Annotated in this window: 16 protein-coding genes; all 16 read left to right on the forward strand. The window is 50.0% G+C overall.

The window, feature by feature from the left end; genetic code table 11:
- The first annotated feature begins 16 nt into the window (after window positions 1-16).
- Window positions 17-1213, forward strand: a complete 1197-nt coding sequence (locus IKQ95_03405; GenBank protein ID MBR4195741.1) for an acetate kinase — start codon at window positions 17-19, stop codon at window positions 1211-1213.
- Window positions 1206-1757, forward strand: coding sequence for a DUF177 domain-containing protein (locus IKQ95_03410; protein MBR4195742.1), 552 nt, complete (start codon window positions 1206-1208; stop codon window positions 1755-1757). The genes IKQ95_03405 and IKQ95_03410 overlap by 8 nt, the downstream gene beginning before the upstream one ends.
- Window positions 1758-1780: 23 nt before the next feature.
- Window positions 1781-1975 (forward strand): 50S ribosomal protein L32, encoded by a 195-nt coding sequence (gene rpmF, locus IKQ95_03415; protein MBR4195743.1) that lies wholly within the window; start codon window positions 1781-1783, stop codon window positions 1973-1975.
- A 72-nt stretch (window positions 1976-2047) separates the two neighbouring features.
- A complete protein-coding gene (gene htpG, locus IKQ95_03420; protein MBR4195744.1) occupies window positions 2048-3913 on the forward strand; it encodes a molecular chaperone HtpG in 1866 nt (621 codons plus the stop codon).
- 3 nt (window positions 3914-3916) lie between these two features.
- Window positions 3917-5221: a hypothetical protein gene (locus IKQ95_03425; GenBank protein ID MBR4195745.1), complete on the forward strand. Its 1305-nt coding sequence runs from the start codon at window positions 3917-3919 to the stop codon at window positions 5219-5221.
- Between the two features lie 133 nt (window positions 5222-5354).
- Window positions 5355-6371 (forward strand): hypothetical protein, encoded by a 1017-nt coding sequence (locus tag IKQ95_03430; GenBank protein ID MBR4195746.1) that lies wholly within the window; start codon window positions 5355-5357, stop codon window positions 6369-6371.
- Window positions 6372-6499: 128 nt separating this feature from the next.
- On the forward strand, window positions 6500-6922 hold the full coding sequence (locus IKQ95_03435) for a tripartite tricarboxylate transporter TctB family protein (protein ID MBR4195747.1): 423 nt from the start codon (window positions 6500-6502) through the stop codon (window positions 6920-6922).
- 18 nt (window positions 6923-6940) lie between these two features.
- Complete coding sequence (locus IKQ95_03440) at window positions 6941-8419, forward strand: tripartite tricarboxylate transporter permease (GenBank protein MBR4195748.1); 1479 nt, start codon at window positions 6941-6943, stop codon at window positions 8417-8419.
- A gap of 15 nt (window positions 8420-8434) precedes the next feature.
- Window positions 8435-9763, forward strand: coding sequence for a glucarate dehydratase (gudD, locus tag IKQ95_03445; protein ID MBR4195749.1), 1329 nt, complete (start codon window positions 8435-8437; stop codon window positions 9761-9763).
- A 68-nt stretch (window positions 9764-9831) separates the two neighbouring features.
- Window positions 9832-11124: a toll/interleukin-1 receptor domain-containing protein gene (locus IKQ95_03450; GenBank protein MBR4195750.1), complete on the forward strand. Its 1293-nt coding sequence runs from the start codon at window positions 9832-9834 to the stop codon at window positions 11122-11124.
- 6 nt (window positions 11125-11130) lie between these two features.
- Window positions 11131-12291, forward strand: a complete 1161-nt coding sequence (locus IKQ95_03455; protein MBR4195751.1) for a hypothetical protein — start codon at window positions 11131-11133, stop codon at window positions 12289-12291.
- A gap of 13 nt (window positions 12292-12304) precedes the next feature.
- A complete protein-coding gene (locus tag IKQ95_03460) occupies window positions 12305-13615 on the forward strand; it encodes a DUF2088 domain-containing protein (GenBank protein ID MBR4195752.1) in 1311 nt (436 codons plus the stop codon).
- 42 nt (window positions 13616-13657) lie between these two features.
- Window positions 13658-15169: a galactarate dehydratase gene (garD, locus tag IKQ95_03465; protein MBR4195753.1), complete on the forward strand. Its 1512-nt coding sequence runs from the start codon at window positions 13658-13660 to the stop codon at window positions 15167-15169.
- A 94-nt stretch (window positions 15170-15263) separates the two neighbouring features.
- On the forward strand, window positions 15264-15884 hold the full coding sequence (dhaL, locus tag IKQ95_03470; protein ID MBR4195754.1) for a dihydroxyacetone kinase subunit L: 621 nt from the start codon (window positions 15264-15266) through the stop codon (window positions 15882-15884).
- Window positions 15885-15890: 6 nt separating this feature from the next.
- Complete coding sequence (gene dhaM, locus IKQ95_03475) at window positions 15891-16286, forward strand: PTS-dependent dihydroxyacetone kinase phosphotransferase subunit DhaM (protein MBR4195755.1); 396 nt, start codon at window positions 15891-15893, stop codon at window positions 16284-16286.
- Between the two features lie 15 nt (window positions 16287-16301).
- Window positions 16302-17297 carry a dihydroxyacetone kinase subunit DhaK gene (dhaK, locus tag IKQ95_03480; protein MBR4195756.1) on the forward strand — a complete coding sequence of 332 codons (996 nt, stop codon included), beginning with the start codon at window positions 16302-16304 and terminating at the stop codon, window positions 17295-17297.
- Window positions 17298-17436: the final 139 nt, after the last annotated feature.

The raw sequence follows: 17436 nt of genomic DNA on the forward strand, positions 1-17436 counted from the left end.
GGTTTCTCTAAACGTCATGAAAATTCTCGTAATCAACTGCGGAAGCTCCTCCCTCAAGTATCAGTTATTCGACATGGAAGACGAGTCAGTCTCAGCAAAAGGACTTGTAGACAGAATCGGCATAGACGGCTCAAATATCACTCACCGCAAGACAGGCGCGGATCCTTTCAAGATTGAGACTCCTATCAAAGACCACAAAGCAGCAATGAAGCTCGTGCTTGAGGCTTTACTTGACGAGAATCACGGCGTTCTGAAATCGCTTGACGAAATCGCCGGAGCAGGACACCGCATAGTCTCAGGAGGCGACCTCTACAAAGAGTCAGTGCTTGTTGACGATAAAGTCATGGACGGCCTCCGCCAGTGCATTCCGCTTGCGCCTCTCCACAATCCCGGCCACATCATGGGAATCGAGGCCATTCAGCACGCGCTGCCCAAGCTCCCGAATGTCGTTGTGTTCGATACGGCATTCCATCAGACGATGCCGGATTACGCATACATGTACGGCCTTCCCTGGGAGTTCTACGAGACTCACCGCGTAAGGCGTTACGGCGCACACGGGACAAGCCATCACTTTGTCGCGCTAAGGACAGCGGAAATTCTCGGCAAACCGTTAGAGTCGCTCAAGATGATTACATGCCATCTCGGTAACGGAAGCTCAATATCAGCCGTCAAGAATGGCAAGTGCATAGATACGTCAATGGGACTCACTCCTCTTGCGGGCGTTCTCATGGGAACACGCACCGGCGACATGGATCCGGCGTGCGTTCCGTTCGTGCAGAACATCACGAAATATACAGCCGATGAGATGAACAACTTTATGAACAAGAAGAGCGGACTCCTCGGCATTTCGGGAGTAAGCAGCGATTTGCGCGACGTTGAGGAAGCCGCCAAGAATGGAAATGACCGCGCAAGACTCGCCATCGACATGTTAGAGTACGGCATAGCGAAATACATCGGGGCTTACACCGTAGCGATGGGAGGGCTTGACGTAATCGTTTTCACGGCTGGAATCGGCGAAAACAGCGCGGCCACACGCGAGGGAGTCTGCAAGAAGCTCGAATTTATGGGCGTTAAGATTGACCCCGCAAAGAACAACATTCGCGGAAAAGAAGCCACAGTCAGCGCGGATGACTCAAAAGTTAGGGTAATGGTAGTTCCCACGAACGAGGAATTAATGATTGCCCGCGAGACAAAGAGAATAGCATTTGCGTAGCCTTTTCCACGAGTCACAGAAAGCACTGCTGACGCTCCCGCCTAAGAATGACACGGAGGCCGAAATTTTTGCGGAATGGGATTTTTCTGACGGCCTCCTGAATTTTGACGGGCAGGAATTTATTTTCCCGGATGGTTTTCACGTCTCGGCCTTGTCGCGCTGGATTGAGGAAGGACTCCTGCTGGTGAACATTTCGGTGTCGGCAAATATTGAGGGAGAATGCGCCCGGTGTCTGTCGCCCGCAAATCTTGAAATATCGGGGGAATTAGGGTATCTTTATTGTTCGCGCAGTGCTGAAGAGCTAGAAGGCTTTGACGACTTTATGCCCGTTGAAGTTCAGCATTTCGGCCGGGTTCTTGACGTTATGCCGCAGATAAGAGAGAGCATTTACACATTGCTTCCCACGAAAATATTATGCCGGGACGACTGCAAAGGATTATGCCCCGTCTGCGGGAAAAATCTCAATGAGGGAACATGCTCATGCGTGGATGATGACATTGATCCGCGACTTGAGGCACTGCGGAATTTCAACAGCGAACAATAATTATCACAGGGGGATTAATCATCATGGCAACACCGAAAAGAAAAGTATCTCATGCCCGCACATCACAGAGAAAAGCCAACTGGCTCGGAGCATTGAGCGCGCCTGCCACAATGGCCTGCCCGAAATGCGGAGAAGTAACGCTCAAACATCACGCCTGCCCGTCATGCGGATACTACAAAGGCCGCCAGGTCGTGAAAATGAAGACCGAAGAAGCGTAACAGGTAACAATGAGAAACTGACAGGGCCGGGGGTATGATTCTGCCTCCGGCTTTGAAATATGGTAAAAGATAATGAGCGAAGAAAAATTTTATTTCCAGTCTGAAGCCGCCGAGTTACTGCGGATGATGATCGACTCGGTTTACTCGAACAAAGATATATTTTTGCGCGAGCTTATATCAAACGCATCTGACGCGCTCGACAAACGGCGGATCGAATGCCTGAAGGACACAGAGTTAGCAGAGAATACCAATCCCGAAATCAAGATAGAAATTGACGCGGACGCTAAAACTTTATCGGTAAGCGACAACGGAATCGGAATGTCCCGCGATGAGATAATAAAATATCTCGGCACTATCGCCAAATCCGGCACGAAAGAATTTCTCAAAGCCGCAAAAGACTCCAACACTCAGCAGGAATTAATCGGCCAGTTCGGAGTCGGGTTCTATTCTGTCTTCATGGCCGCAGAGAAAGTAGAAGTAATCACCCGAAAATTAGGCGGCAGAGAGACATACAAATTCACGTCAGACGGGGACGGCTCATTCACGGTTGAGGACACAGAACAGCGCAGTGAGTGCGGGACAACGGTCAAACTTTTCATGAAACAGCCGGAGGAAGGCGCGAAAAATTATCTTGACGAATGGACAGTAAGAGACATCATCGGGAAATATTCGGACTTCATATCATGGCCGATTTACTTCAAAGACAAAATCATAAACTCCCAGAAGGCAATCTGGCAGCGTCCCGAAAATGAAGTGTCAGAGGAAGAATATACAGACTTCTACAAGCACCTTACGCACGATTTTCGCGAGCCGTTGACGCGCATAAAGATTAACGCGGAAGGATCGACAAACTTCAAGGGATTGCTGTTCATACCGTCTGAAGCTCCGTTTGACTTCTTCATGAACCCCGACTCCGGCGGAATAAGCCTGTACATCAACCGCGTCTTCATCATGAACGACTGCAAGGACTTAATCCCGCAGTACATGAAATTCGTCCGCGGCGTAATCGACTCAGAAGACCTCCCGCTGAACATATCCCGCGAAATTTTGCAGGATGACCCAATCACAAGAATCATCAGACGAAGCACACAGCGCAAAGTTTTCGCCGAGTTACGGAAAATGCTTGAGAATGACCGGGAGAAGTACGTCAAATTCTGGACGGCGTTCGGGCGAATCTTCAAGGAGGGAATCGCGCAGGACTCAGAGAACGCAAAGAACATATTATCCCTAATGATATTCAGGACGACTCACGATGACGGATGGACGACAATCGAGGAATACGAGTCGCGAATGAAGGAAGGCCAGAAGGGTATATACTGCCTCGCGGGGAATGACAACGTTTCAGCCCTCAGAGCGTCGCCGAAAATTGAGCCGTTCACGTCAAGAGGCTATGAAGTCCTGCTGATGACAGATCCAATTGATGAGTTTCTGCTGTCTCAGGCAAATTTCATTCTGCCGGAAGGGTCAAAAGACTGGCTGAATGTCGCAAGCGATGATGTTACGCCGTATACCGATGACGAGAAGAAAGCCAATGACGAGAAACTCAAAGGGCTTGGCGCGGAATTTGAGCCTCTGAAGAAACTTGCGCTTGAGATTTTCCCCGATAAGCTGTCGGACTTGAGGCCGTCTCTTACGCTGACAGGGACTCCCGCGTGTCTCCGTGATGGGCCGGGGGGAATGTCGTTACAGATGGAGCGGCTTATGCGTTCGGCGGGGCGTGTTGTTCCTCCGCAGAAAAGAGTCTTGGAGCTTTGCGCGGAACACCCTGCTGTCAGGAAACTTTCAGGGCTTGCGGAAAATGACCGGGACAAGGCCGCGGATATTCTGAGGGTGCTTTATGACCAGTCATTGATTCTTGAAGGTGAATTGCCTGATGACCCTGCCGGATTCGTGAAGCGCGTTGACGAGTTAATGACTCTCGCGCTGAGGGATGATTAAGCTATGCCGTTCCTACGCGCAGCACTGCTCAAGAAGAAATTACAGCCTGAAACCGAACGGGCAAAATTTATACCGCCTGTAATTGAGGAACAGACAGAGCCGGAAGAAGAGTTTACCCCTGTACAAATTGAGGACTTGCACAGGCTCATTGACTTGCGGACGCGGGAAGCGGAAGAAGTTGTACTTGTTGTGCCGGATTTTGTCCCGGAGCCGGAAATTATTACGGTTGACGCGGGGTCAGTGCTGGAGATTGAGCCGGAAGAGGAAGAATTTACGCCGCCGGAGTCCGACTCACTGCCAGAGCTTGAAGAGTTAGAGACCGAAATTCAGCGGATTGAATCGGAGCTTGCCCCCGAAACTGAAGCATTGCAGGAAGATTTACCGCCGGAAATTTTTGCGACTACTGAGACTGATACGCAGGAAGTTACACAGCCGGAAATCGTTTCGACTACTGAGACCGTTACGCAGGAAGCGCAGCCGGAAATCGTTTCGACCCCTGAGACCGTTACGCAGGAAGTACCGCCGGAAATCATCTCGACTCCTGAGACCGTTACGCAGGAAGTATCGCCGGAATTTTCGACTCCTGAGTCTGTTACGCAGGAAGTACCGCCGGAAATTTTGACTCCTGAGACCGTTACGCAGGAAGTTACACAGCCGGAAATCGTTTCGACTCCTGAGACCGTTACACAGGAAGTACCGTCGGAAATCGTTTCGACCCCTGATACCGACTCGCAGGAAGCCATTTCAAGCGCGGATGATGATTTTGATGAAAATGATTTGCTCAATGCCGCGTCAGAAACAGATATACCGCCGGAAATTGAGCCGTCAGAAACAGAGCCGGAGACAGAATCAGACAGCGAAAACGCTACAACATCAACGAAAGATTACAGCGGCTCCCAGCTCAATTATGATTTCACGTCAGGCGAGAGATATGTGGACAAAGTTTCAACAAAAACAGAGTTCGACAAAATGCTTGACGAGCTTGCCGCAATCAGCAAAGAGTTACTATCATGGCAGGCCGACAAATTCGCGCGGGATTACACCGGAAAATTCAGCGAGGGCGAATCCTCACAGGCTGAGGCGCGAAAGTACGAGGCGTTTTTGGGCGGGTACATCACGAACGCGGCCATGATGTTATACGACAAGGGCTACAGGGACGCGGCAATAAAGCAATTGGAGCAGGCAATCAGCATTCTTCAGGCGCGGAAAAAACTTGAGGATGAAACTTCAGCCATAAAATCACGCGTTGAGGAACAGAATGATTCTGTTGACCTGTCCGACATTCTTGGGCTTTTCGGCGACGGCTAGAGGACTCATCATGGCAATCACATAAATTGCAGCTTTCGTGAATCATACGGAGGCTGTTTTTTTTTTGCCCTATGCTATAATTTCAACATCCAAAATTTATTACACAATCAAATATAGCAGGGAGAGATGTATTTTGTTCAGCAAGAAGTTTATTGCATCGGTTCTCGTTTTCGTGCTGTGCTTCAGCCCTATGGCTATGGCCTCAGTGTATGACGGTCAGCGCGTCAGAATCGTCATCGGCTCTACGGCGGTCTCAGGAGACAGCTACATGATGGCCGACATCGTGAACAGGTACTTGCAGAAATATCTCAAGTGCAGCTCAAAGGTTGACCCAATTGGCGCGAATGAAGCGTTCGCCACAATCAAATCAGCCGCCCCCGATGGAATGACTTTCATGATCTTCCACGATATGACATATTTGGGCGTTTTGTTCGGGAGCTACGGCCCTGAATATGACCTCGAAAATATGGTAATCGGCCCCCGCGTTGGACAGAACCCCGGCTCCTGTTTCGCCGCAAAGAAATCCGCCCCCTACAACGACATGAAGGAGCTTGCCGAGTGGCTCAAGGCTGACTCCTCGCGCACAGTAAGATTATCCGTTGAGCTTGGGAGCGTAAGCAATCTCGGATTCGTCATCTATTACGTGTGGCTCAAAGACGCATACGGCGAGAATGTCGCGAATCAGATACGCTTTGTTCTCGGCGGATCGACTGACACGAAACTTCAGCAGCTCTGGGACAACAACGCAGATGTAATTTTCGGGGACTACAGCTCATTCCTCCAGTACACAGCTGACGGCGTTGACGAGCAGTTAGCGTTGAAGTATGTCGGAATAATGGACAAAGTTCCCGGGCGCAATGACCTTCCCGTTTACGGCGACATGGGAATTACGATGGACGGAAAACCCGCGTATTTCTCAAAAGATTTCCTCATCTACCTTCCCAAGGGAACGCCGGACGAGGTTGTGAAGGAGCTTGACGAGGCCGTAGCGAAAATGCAGGCTGACCCCGACTATCAGAGCGACATGGCCAAAATGACTTACGCAGGCAACACACTTCCCAGCAAGGAAGCAAAAGAGTTCATCTACGCAAAGCGCGACGCAATCAAGAAAGTACTTTCAGAAGCTCCCAACATTGAAGATTTAGAGTAAATTAGCGGGACTTACCCCCCTAAATCCCCCCTTCACAGGAGGGACGAGAGACTCGCCGGGTTTCTTGCCTCCCCTGCGAAAGGGGAGGGCAGGGGGGCATTTATACATACTAAGGAGGCGTGTTAAAGTTGCAGCAAATGCTAAGGGAATGGCTAAAAATCCGCAACATGCATTTCTTTTTCCCGTACCTTATCGGCACAATCTGCGGAATACTTCTCGTAATCATACTCATTCAGCGCGCAATCAAATGCAAAAAGGAAGGGACTCCGTTCATCAACTTCAAGGGCTATCACTTCTTCCGCGAAAATTATGACAAGGTGAAATTATGGGGTTCGGTGATTCTTTTCGTCCTCTACATAATTTGCCTGCCGATTCTACATTTCGCATGGGCGAGCGTGATATTCATCTTCCTGTTCAATGTGCTGTTTGAAATGAAGCCGGGAAAATTATTCGAGGCAAAGAGCGTATTAATCTCAGCAGTAATAGCTTTGGCCGGGTCTTGGGGAGTCTGGTATCTGTTCTTCAAGGTCTTCAACATAACATTGCCGTAATGGGAGGGAAAAATTATCATGCTGCTTAATGTAGGTCTCGCGCTTCTCGGAACAGCAATAGGGATAATATTCGGTGCAATACCGGGAATGACCGCAACAATGGCCGTTGCCGTGTTCCTTCCCATGACTTACGCATTCTCGCTCGTTCCGGCTCTGTATTTGCTTCTCGGTCTTTATGTCGGCGGAATCTCAGGCGGATTAATCCCCGCGATTCTCATCAACGTACCCGGCACACCGTCAAGCGTCTGCACAGGTTTTGACGGCTACCCGATGGCACGGCGCGGAGAGTCTGAACGTGCGCTCAAAATCGGAATCACTGCGTCATTTTTCGGCGGGATGATTTCGCTGATAGTGCTTGCTTTGCTGACTCCTCCGCTGGCAAGAATGGCGATAAAGTTCTCGGCCATCGAAAAATTTTTGATTATCCTTTTCGCAATGACTGTTATCGCGGCTCTCTCGAAAGGTTCAATGACAAAGGGAGTCTTTGCGGGCTTTCTCGGTGTATTGCTGAGTCTTGTCGGTGAACTCTCAATGAATAACCGCATGAGAATGGTACCCGACTTCCTGAAGGATGAATTACGGAGCGGATTTCAGTTACTTCCCCTGCTGATAGGACTTTTCGCGATTGCTCAGATGTTCCAGGAGGCAGAAAAGGGAATGCAAAGCAACAATCTTGACGAGGGCGTTACGGTTGAGGGGGCGCAAAAATTCTCGTTCTCAGACTTCAAAGGGCAGTGGGTCAACGTGATTCGCTCGTCATTGTTCGGGACATTCATGGGAATTTTGCCCGGTGTCGGAGGAAGTGCCGCGTCATTAATCGCCTACAGTCAGACAAAGAGCTTCTCCAAACATCCCGAATTGATGGGCAAGGGTGCGCCTGAAGGACTCATAGCCTCCGAGTCGTCAAACAACGGACTCACGGGCGGTGCATTAGTGCCGTTACTCTCACTCGGAATCCCCGGCGACGCTACAACGGCGGTGCTGATTGGCGCGTTCCTGTTACAGGGGATTCAGGTCGGGCCGCTCTTCATTGGGCAGAACCCGGACATCTGGAATCAGATACTTCTTGCCCTTGTCGTCTGCAACGTCTTAATGTTCATCGTAATGTTCTTCCCGATAAAGCTGATTTCTCAGGTCGTCAAAGTCAGAAGCGCGAGAATGTATCCCGTAATCCTCCTGATGTGCATTGTCGGAGCTTATGCGACACGTTCGGGAGTCATGTTTGATGTGTGGTGCCTGTTATTTTTCGGCGTAATCGGATTCGTGATGAACAAGATCGGACTTCCTACAGCACCGTTCTTAATCGGATTCATTCTCGGCAAAGACTTGGAGAAATATTTTATCGAGGCCGTGAAGGGCAACAATTACGATTTGGCGGTGTTCTTCCAGAGACCTATAGCCCTCGTGATTTGGGCGTTAATCGTAATATTCTTAGGGTATTCGATTTATGACAACATGAAGGGCGGAGCTTTGGAGAAAATGGGCGTTAAAGACTAAAGGAGGACAAACAGAATGATACCGACAATAAAGAAGATGGACATTTACCCCGTCGCCGGCCATGACTGCATGGAGCTTAACTTATCGGGGGCGCACGGGCCTTTCTTCACGCGTAACATCGTAATACTTGAGGACTCCGCTGGGAATCTCGGCTGCGGTGAAGTCCCCGGAGGACAGAAAATCACGAAAGCACTTGAGGACATCAAGCACCTTGTTGTAGGCACAAGAATCGCCGACTACAAAGCAACGTTGAACAAAGTCCGCAAATGGCTCGATGAGAATATCAAGGATGACGTTCGCGGGCTTCAGACGTTCGACTTACGCACGGGAGTCCATGTTGTTACGGCGGTTGAAGCTCCCCTGCTCGACCTCATGGGTAAATTTCTTGACGTTCCCGCCGCGGCTCTCATGGGCGACGGTGTACAGCGTGAGCGCGTAAGATTCCTCAGCTACCTTTTCTACATCGGCGACAGAAAGAAAACAGATCTCCCCTACGAGGAAGAACCCGACTCCCCCTGCGACTGGTACAGACTCCGCCACGAGGAAGCATTAACGCCGGAGAAAATTGTAGCCCTCGCAAAAGCCACGCACGAGAAATACGGCTTTGAGGACTTCAAGCTCAAAGGAGGAGTCCTCCCCCCGAAAGAGGAGCTTAAAGCAGTACAGGCGATAAAGGCGGCATTCCCGAACGCAAGAGTCGATCTTGACCCTAACGGATGCTGGAGCCTCAAAGAAGCGTTAGAGATTGCCCCTCAGCTGAAAGAGTGCCTCGCTTACTGTGAAGACCCCTGCGGTGCTGAGGGCGGATTCAGCGGGCGCGAGGTCATGGCCGAGTTCCGCAAAGCCGCAATGATGCCGACTGCTACGAACATGATTAATACTGACTGGCGGCAGATGTTCCACGCGCTTATACTTCAGGCGGTTGACATTCCTTTAGCAGATCCGCACTTCTGGACAATGAACGGAAGCGTGAGAGTTGGGCAGCTATGCTCAGACTTTGGACTCATGTGGGGCTGCCACAGCAACAATCATTTTGACATTTCGCTTGCTATGGTCGTACAGTGCGCGGCGGCAATCCCCGGACGTATGAACGGAATCGATACACATTGGATTTGGCAGGAAGGACGCGAGAGACTCACCGTTGAGCCAATGCAGATTGTGGACGGGTGCATTGACCTTCCCAAGAAGCCGGGACTCGGCGTTGATGTCGACATTGAGCAGGTCAAGAAGGCAAATGCGCTGTATCTCGAACACGGACTCGGCGCAAGAGATGACGCAATCGGAATGCAGTACCTTATTCCGGGGTGGAAGTTCGACAACAAGAAACCCTGCCTCGTAAGGTAAACACGAAAATTTTTCCCCTTGTCAGAAATGGCAGGGGGATATTTTTCCCGACAAAGGAGAATTGCGCCATGCCGGAAAATCAATCCTTCAAGTATTACGCATTCATAAGCTACAGCCACAAAGATCAGAAAATAGCCAAGAAATTACATAAGCACCTAGAACATTATCATCTTCCGTCAGCACTGCGGAAATCAAATCCCAATCTGCCCAAGAAACTTAGCCCCGTATTTATCGATGAGTCAGACCTTGTAGCAAGAGGCACATTATGGACAGGCATTCAGGCAAATCTTGACCGCTCAAATTATATTATCCTCATATGCTCGCCGAGCAGCGCAAAATCACAGTACGTTAATGATGAAGTGAAGTACTTTATCGACAGCGGAAGGATCAATCACATTATCCCCCTCATTGTTGAGGGAGTCCCGCATTCAGGAGACCCCGATACGGAATGTTTCCCGCCCACAATACTGGCACTGCCGCGAGAACAGGAGCTGCTCGGAATTGACTTGCAGAAATTCAGAATGCATGAGGCTTTTATCAGAGTGATAGCAACATTGCTGAAGCTCGATATTGATGACTTCATCGCAAGGAACGCGAGAGAAAGAAAGAGAAAGAGAATCATATTTGCGTCATTCGCCGCCGCCGTCTTAATCATTGTAAGGCTGTTAATGCCCCCGCCCTATGATGAATTTCTTGCGGAAAACGTCATGGATCGTGCCTTAATCGCGTACTCCAGCGCAGGATCGCAATACGAAAGACTCCGCGCCCTAGCAGACACCGCCGCCGATAATCCGTCAGACTTCAGCCAGTATTTTCGCTCGTACAAACGGACTCAGGCGTATTTGAGTTCATCAACGGAAAGCAATGTATCACTTCAATATTTGTCCGACATGATGGAAACGGGAGAGGTAATTCCATGGTCAAGAGAACCGATGAGCCGCCAAGAGTGTGAAGAGCTTCTGACACTACCGGACAAGCGCGGGGAGGAGTACGGGAAATTAGCTGACGTTCTGGAGTTTGTGATGACTGATGATTGGGCGAAGCGTTATTACGGGAGTCGATATATTGAGCTTCTCAGGGGACTTCTTGAGATTGACGCGGGAATTTCCGCAACGCTCTATGAGATCGTATGTTCTCCGCATATCGCAGGGAAATATGATGACGAGTCAGCAAAGGCGCGGCAGTACACGTCTAATTTCTCGTCCCATCCCAAACAGAATGAACACCTGAATGGCGAAAATGTACAGCAGGCAAAAGTAACTCTCGCAAGCCTCCGGGGAAAAAGGGATGAACAAATCAGGGCTATGGATTCCTGCGGCGTGTTCGAGGCATATAACCAGAAAAATCAAAGTGAGGAATGATATTGCATGAGGAAAAATATTTTTGCGGCTGTTCTCATTGCGGCGTGTTTCGTTTTTTCGCCGGGGAAATCATGCGCTGAAGCCCCGTCAGAAGTAAGGCTGCTTAATGACCTTCTCGGATATATATACTGCGCTGAAACTATTTGCGGCGATATTCAGTGGGTGATTGACTATATTGACAGGTTTGACAGTGAAAAAAACTGGGAAAATTTGCAGCTCGCACGGGCGGCACTGGTCATAGCGAAATCAGACATAGAGAAAACAAGACTTCCCAAGCCCGAAATTACAGCGGACGATTACAAGAAATTCATGAGGCGGAGAATTGATGTGAGCTTCCTTGAGAGCCTCGGCCCGGCGTTCAAAGCAACGCAGACGACAATTCTTAATGACTGCATTAATTTGAACAACTCACTCATGCTTGAAGTGTTCCTCAAAGACGGCTGGAAAAGAGGCATGAGAATCGCGGCAAATGCCCGGAAATGTGCGGACTACGAAATACGTTCCCTTGCGAATATGGCTGATTATGCGCTGACGAGTCTTAATGACAGCGAGATTACCAGAAAATTCAATGCCCTTCTCGAAAAACATTGCCCGCAGACCCGCTCCCGTCAAAGAAAAAAAACTGAGTCCCTGGAGAAAATTGAAGCACATATGCAAGTTTTAGAGCAGGACTTAATCGAAAATCTCACGGAATCTTCAAAAATTGTCGGGGAATCAACACACAGCTTTTACTTGATGAAAGACGCTGTAGAAAAAAAAGACTGGGAAGCAATCCGCCGAAACATCATGCCTATTTCAGACATGCCGCCGTATGTACCCATACCATTATGGATGAAAAATGCTGACGTTCATTACTTCTGGAAGAAAAATGACGGTGTGAAAATTCCGGCTGTGCGCTCAAAACTTGAAGAGCCTCCCTCAGAATCTCTCATACAACTTGGCGGAATGAGCCTCGAACAAGTCAAAGCCTGGCAGGATGAGCTAAAGAGTATGGGACTCTCTCCCAAATGGAGCGGCGAAAAGAACGGAAAATATTACATCCTGTATCAGCTCGGAAGCGCAAAATTCAATGTTGTCTGGGAAAATGGCAAAGTCAATGTGATGATGGGCGAAAATCCCGTGTGCTTTATCCCATTGCTTTATATGTCCGTTATGAACAGCAGGTAAAGGAGGCTCAATCATGAAAATTATACAGGGCGGTACAGTCTCAAAACTCTTGGCAGGAGTCGAAATCCCGAAAATGTTCCGCGCAAAACAAATTTTCCCGCACGAATCAATATCACCCTCAGACATTCCCGCGAAAATTTCCGCAGAGTTATCACGCGAACCGTTCGCCAGCAAAATCAAGCCCGGAATGAACATCGCAATCACAGCAGGAAGCCGCGGAGTCGCAAATGTCGCAATAATCACAAAAGCCATCGCCGATTTCGTGAAGTCCCGCGGCGCAATTCCCTTCATCGTTCCCGCAATGGGCAGCCACGGAGGCGCAACAGCCCAAGGACAGCTTGAAGTCCTCAAAGGCTACGGCATTACCCCGGACTCTATGGGCTGTGAGATTCGCTCAAGCATGGACGTTATACACTTGGGCCTCTCTGACACCGGGCAGGATGTCTACATTGACCGCAACGCCTACGAGTCGGACGGGATAATAGTCTCCTGCCGTATCAAGCCTCATAACGCCTTCAGGGGGAAATATGAATCAGGCCCGTGCAAAATGCTCGCTGTAGGTCTCGGAAAACAGAAAGGCGCGGAGCAGGTTCACGGCGCAGGAATGGCTCATATCGCCGAAAATATACCGTCAATCGCAAGAGTCATAATCGACAAAGCATCCGTACTTTTCGCCCTGCCGTGTATTGAGAATGCCTATGATGAAACTTTCAGGCTTGAAGCTGTTGACGCACACGACATTATGACACGTGAGCCGGAATTATTGAGGCTTGCTTTCTCGCTCATGCCGAAAATTATCGCGGGCGAGTGTGATGTTCTGATTGTTGACGAGACCGGGAAGAATTACAGCGGGACAGGAGTAGACCCGAATATTACCGGGACTTTCTCGACCGAATACGCCTCAGGAGGCGTGAAAGTTCAGCGGACTTGCTTCCTGCGGCTGAGTAATGAGAGTCATGGGAATGCTTTGGGAGTCGGACTCGCCAGCGTAATCACAAAAAGATTCTATGACGCTATAGACCCCGAAATGATGTACCCTAACTGCATAACGTCAACCGTATTAGCAAGCGCGCGAATCCCCTGCGTAGTGTCAACCGACAAAGAAGCGGTGCAGATGTGCATACGTACATGTACGGGAATCGACAAAAATAACGTTCGAGTCATTCGAATCCCTAACAGCCTTCACATAGGGCATATCATGATGAGCGAGGCATATTATCGTGATGTCATGGCCGGAAAATTTGTGGGATTAACAGCAGAGAGTCAGCCGGAAAATTTATCGTTTGACGAAAACGGGACTCTAATCACACCGATTATAGGGTAAAATATCCGCATTCCACAAAAAATTTCAGAGGAGGGGAAAACTTTGCGCGATTACGTGAAACTGACAGACCGCGACAATGTAGCAGTAGTTACGCACGACACGCCCAAAGGCACGGAGATTATGCCCGGTCTTGTGCTTCTTGACGACATTCCGCAGGCGCACAAATTTGCATTGTCCGACATTCCCAAAGACGGCGAAATCATACGCTACGGCGTTGTTCTCGGCTATGCTCTTGACCCGATAAAGCGCGGTGCATGGATAAATGAGCATATGTTACGCCTGCCCGTCTCGCCTTCTGTCGACAATATGACATACGGGAAAAATATTGTTACTGATTTGCCCATTGCGCCCCGAAAAACTTTCATGGGCTACAGGAATCCCGATGGCTTTTACGCGGGAACACGCAACATTCTCGGCATTCAGACAACAGTACAGTGTGTGCAGGGAGTACTTGACGTTGCCGTGAACAGAATCAAGAATGAAATCTTGCCCAAGTACCCGAATGTTGATGACGTTGTAGCTGTGAATCATGCTTACGGCTGCGGAGTCGCAATTAATGCCCCGTTCGCAAAATTCCCGATTCGCGCCCTGAGAAATATTGCCCGTCATCCAAATTTCGGCGGTGAATTAATGGTAGTCTCACTAGGCTGTGAGAAATTGACGGTTGATATGCTTGTTGACCCTGAAAATAATACGCCCGAAAATGTCATAGTGCTTCAGGAATGCAAGGGCTACAATGCTATGATTTCGGCGATAATGGACATGGCCGAGAAGAAATTACAGGCACTCGACAAGAGACGGCGCGAGGAATTGCCGCTAAGTGATTTGCTTGTGGGAATGCAGTGCGGGGGCAGCGATGCATTTTCGGGAGTCAGTGCGAATCCTTCTGCGGGGTATGCGGCTGATATGCTCGTTCAGGCGGGGGCGACTGTGATGTTCAGCGAGGTAACAGAAGTAAGAGACGGCGTTCACTTCATCGCGGAAAGGTGCGTAAGTGAGGAAGTCAAGAACAAACTCGCGGACGAAATGCGCTGGTATGATGATTATCTTGACGCGGGGAATGTCGACAGGAGCGCAAACCCTACACCAGGCAACAAGAAGGGCGGACTGAGCAACATTGTAGAGAAAGCGATGGGATCAATCGCCAAATCAGGAACGAGTCCGATTGTCGAGGTATTGTCCCCCGCCGAGCGTCCCACAAAGCACGGAATGATTTACGCGGCGACTCCTGCCAGTGATATGGTGTGCGGGCCGTGCCAGCTTGCCAGCGGGATCGGACTTCAGGTGTTCATGACGGGGCGCGGGACTCCCTACGGGCTTGCGGCGGCTCCTGTGATAAAAGTCTGTTCGCGCAACGAAATGAAAGAACAGTGGCCGGACGTTATCGACATAAGCGCGGGGGCTGTCGTTACGGGAGAAAAAACGATTGCTGAAGTCGGAACGGAGCTGTTCAATTTTATTGTTGACGTTGCAAGCGGAGTCAAGAAACCATACACAGAGCAGTACGGGCTGCATAACTTCCTGTGCATATTCAACCCCGCCCCGATTACGTAGGATACAATGAGTCATCCCCCTTGCAGGCTTTGTGAGGGGGAAATGCTGTATACTTGTCGTGAAAAATCCCACACACAAAAAAGGAGGCTAACAAATGGGCGGAGTCTATAAATGTATCTCATTAATCGCTGAACGTATCGCAGAAAATAAAGACTTCCTCACCGAATTAGACCGCGAAATAGGCGACTCGGATCACGGCATAAACATGGCCAGAGGATTCGCGGCGGTCATGGAGAAATTATCCCCGGAAGATTCCGACATCGGCGCAACTCTCAGGAAGGCAGGAATGACTCTCCTGTCGAAAGTCGGCGGGGCTTCAGGGCCTCTCTACGGCACGGCATACATGGAGGCAGGGAAAATTACAGCGGGAAAAACGGAGCTTACCCCCTCAGACATGAAAGCCATACTTGAGTCGGCCATCGCAGGAATACAGAAGCGCGGAAAAGCCGTAAAGGGCGAAAAAACTATGCTTGACGCTCTAATTCCTGCCTGCGAATCATTCTCACAGAAAATTTCAGAGGGCGCGGACATGATTTCGGCGTTGGAGTCGGCGTGTGAGTCTGCGCGAGAAGGAGTCGAGTACACGAAAACGATAATCGCCACGAAAGGCCGGGCAAGTTATCTCGGTGAACGCTCAATAGGACATCAGGACCCCGGCGCGACCTCGGCAATGATTACGCTTGAGGCAGTCCGGGATTATTACAGGGGGGCGTAAATCGTCATGGTAGGAATCGTAATAGTGTCTCACAGCTGGAAGATCGCTGAAGGAGTGTGCGACCTCGCGCGGGAAATGGCTCGCGGCCATGAGGGAATTATCCCGGCAGGCGGACTCGATGACGGCTCAACAGGGACTGACACGGAAAAGATTGCTGACGCGGTTACGGAGGCTGACGCGGGAGAAGGTGTCGTGATTCTTGCGGACATAGGAAGCGCGATAATGAGTGCCGAGTCTGCGATAGAGCTTCTTGAAGACGAGGGGCGCGGAATTAATGCGGTGATTGCTGACGCTCCGATTGTTGAAGGTGCAGTGTGCGCGGCGGTTGAGGCGGCCGGCGGGGGAAGCATTGAGTCTGTATTGTCGGCGGCTGAAGAATCACGCGAGGCCAGTAAATTATAGGGAGGAGATTTTCACATGAAGAAGTTAATCAATGGCGTTGAGAATATTGTTGACGAAATGTTAGACGGAATGACGGCGGCATATCCTCAGTACGTCAAAAGGCTTGAGGGTCTGAATGTTCTTGTCCGTGCAGGCGGAGCGTCTCCGAAAGTCGCGCTGGTGTCCGGAGGCGGTTCAGGGCATGAACCCTCGCACGGGGGCTTTGTCGGGCGCGGAATGCTTGACGGTGCTGTGGCGGGTGAGGTGTTCACGTCTCCGCCTCCCGATCAGGTCTACGAGGCTGTGAAGGCTGTCAACGGCGGAAAAGGAGTCCTCCTCATCATAAAGAATTACACGGGCGATGTGATGAATTTCGAGATGGCCGAGGAAATGTCAGCAGATGAGGGGATCAAAGTCGAGCATGTCATAGTCGCTGATGATGTCGCTGTCGAAAATTCAACGTGGACGACAGGCAGACGGGGAATCGCAGGTACCGTCCTCGTACACAAAATCGCGGGTGCGTGCGCTGAGTCCGGCGCGGAGCTTTCTGACGTTAAGCGCGTCGCAGAGAAAGTAATCGCTAACGTTCGCTCAATGGGAATGGCCGTGAACGCCTGCACAGTGCCTGCCGCGGGGAAAGTGAGCTTTGAGCTTGCCGATGATGAGATCGAAATCGGAATCGGGATTCACGGTGAACCCGGTACTCACAGGGAAAAAATTTCTGACGTGAACAACATTGCGGATAAACTGCTTGAGAAAATTTTTGCCGAGGGGATTTACAGCGCGGGTGATGAAGTTTGTGTGCTTGTGAATGGTATGGGCGGCACTCCGCTGATGGAATTGCTCGTAGCAAACAAGCACGTGAAGAATGTCATTGAGGGGCGCGGGCTGAAGGTCGTGAAGACTCTTGTCGGCAACTATATGACATCGCTCGACATGGAGGGATTTTCGGTTACGGTGCTGAAACTTGACGGCGAACTCAAGAAATATCTTGACGCGCCTGCGGATACGCCTGCATTTGTTCAGTGCTAAAGTGAAAGTGATTGCCCCTCTCGATAATGGGAGGGGTTATTTTTTTGTACAGCTAGCTGACGGCTTCAAACATTTTTCATGCAGTCTTGACGAACTCAATCACAGCCCGTATACTTTTCGCCATTCAAAATTTTTGCAG

The organism is Synergistaceae bacterium (assembly GCA_017540085.1).
Classification (GTDB): Bacteria; Synergistota; Synergistia; order Synergistales; family Aminobacteriaceae; genus JAFUXM01.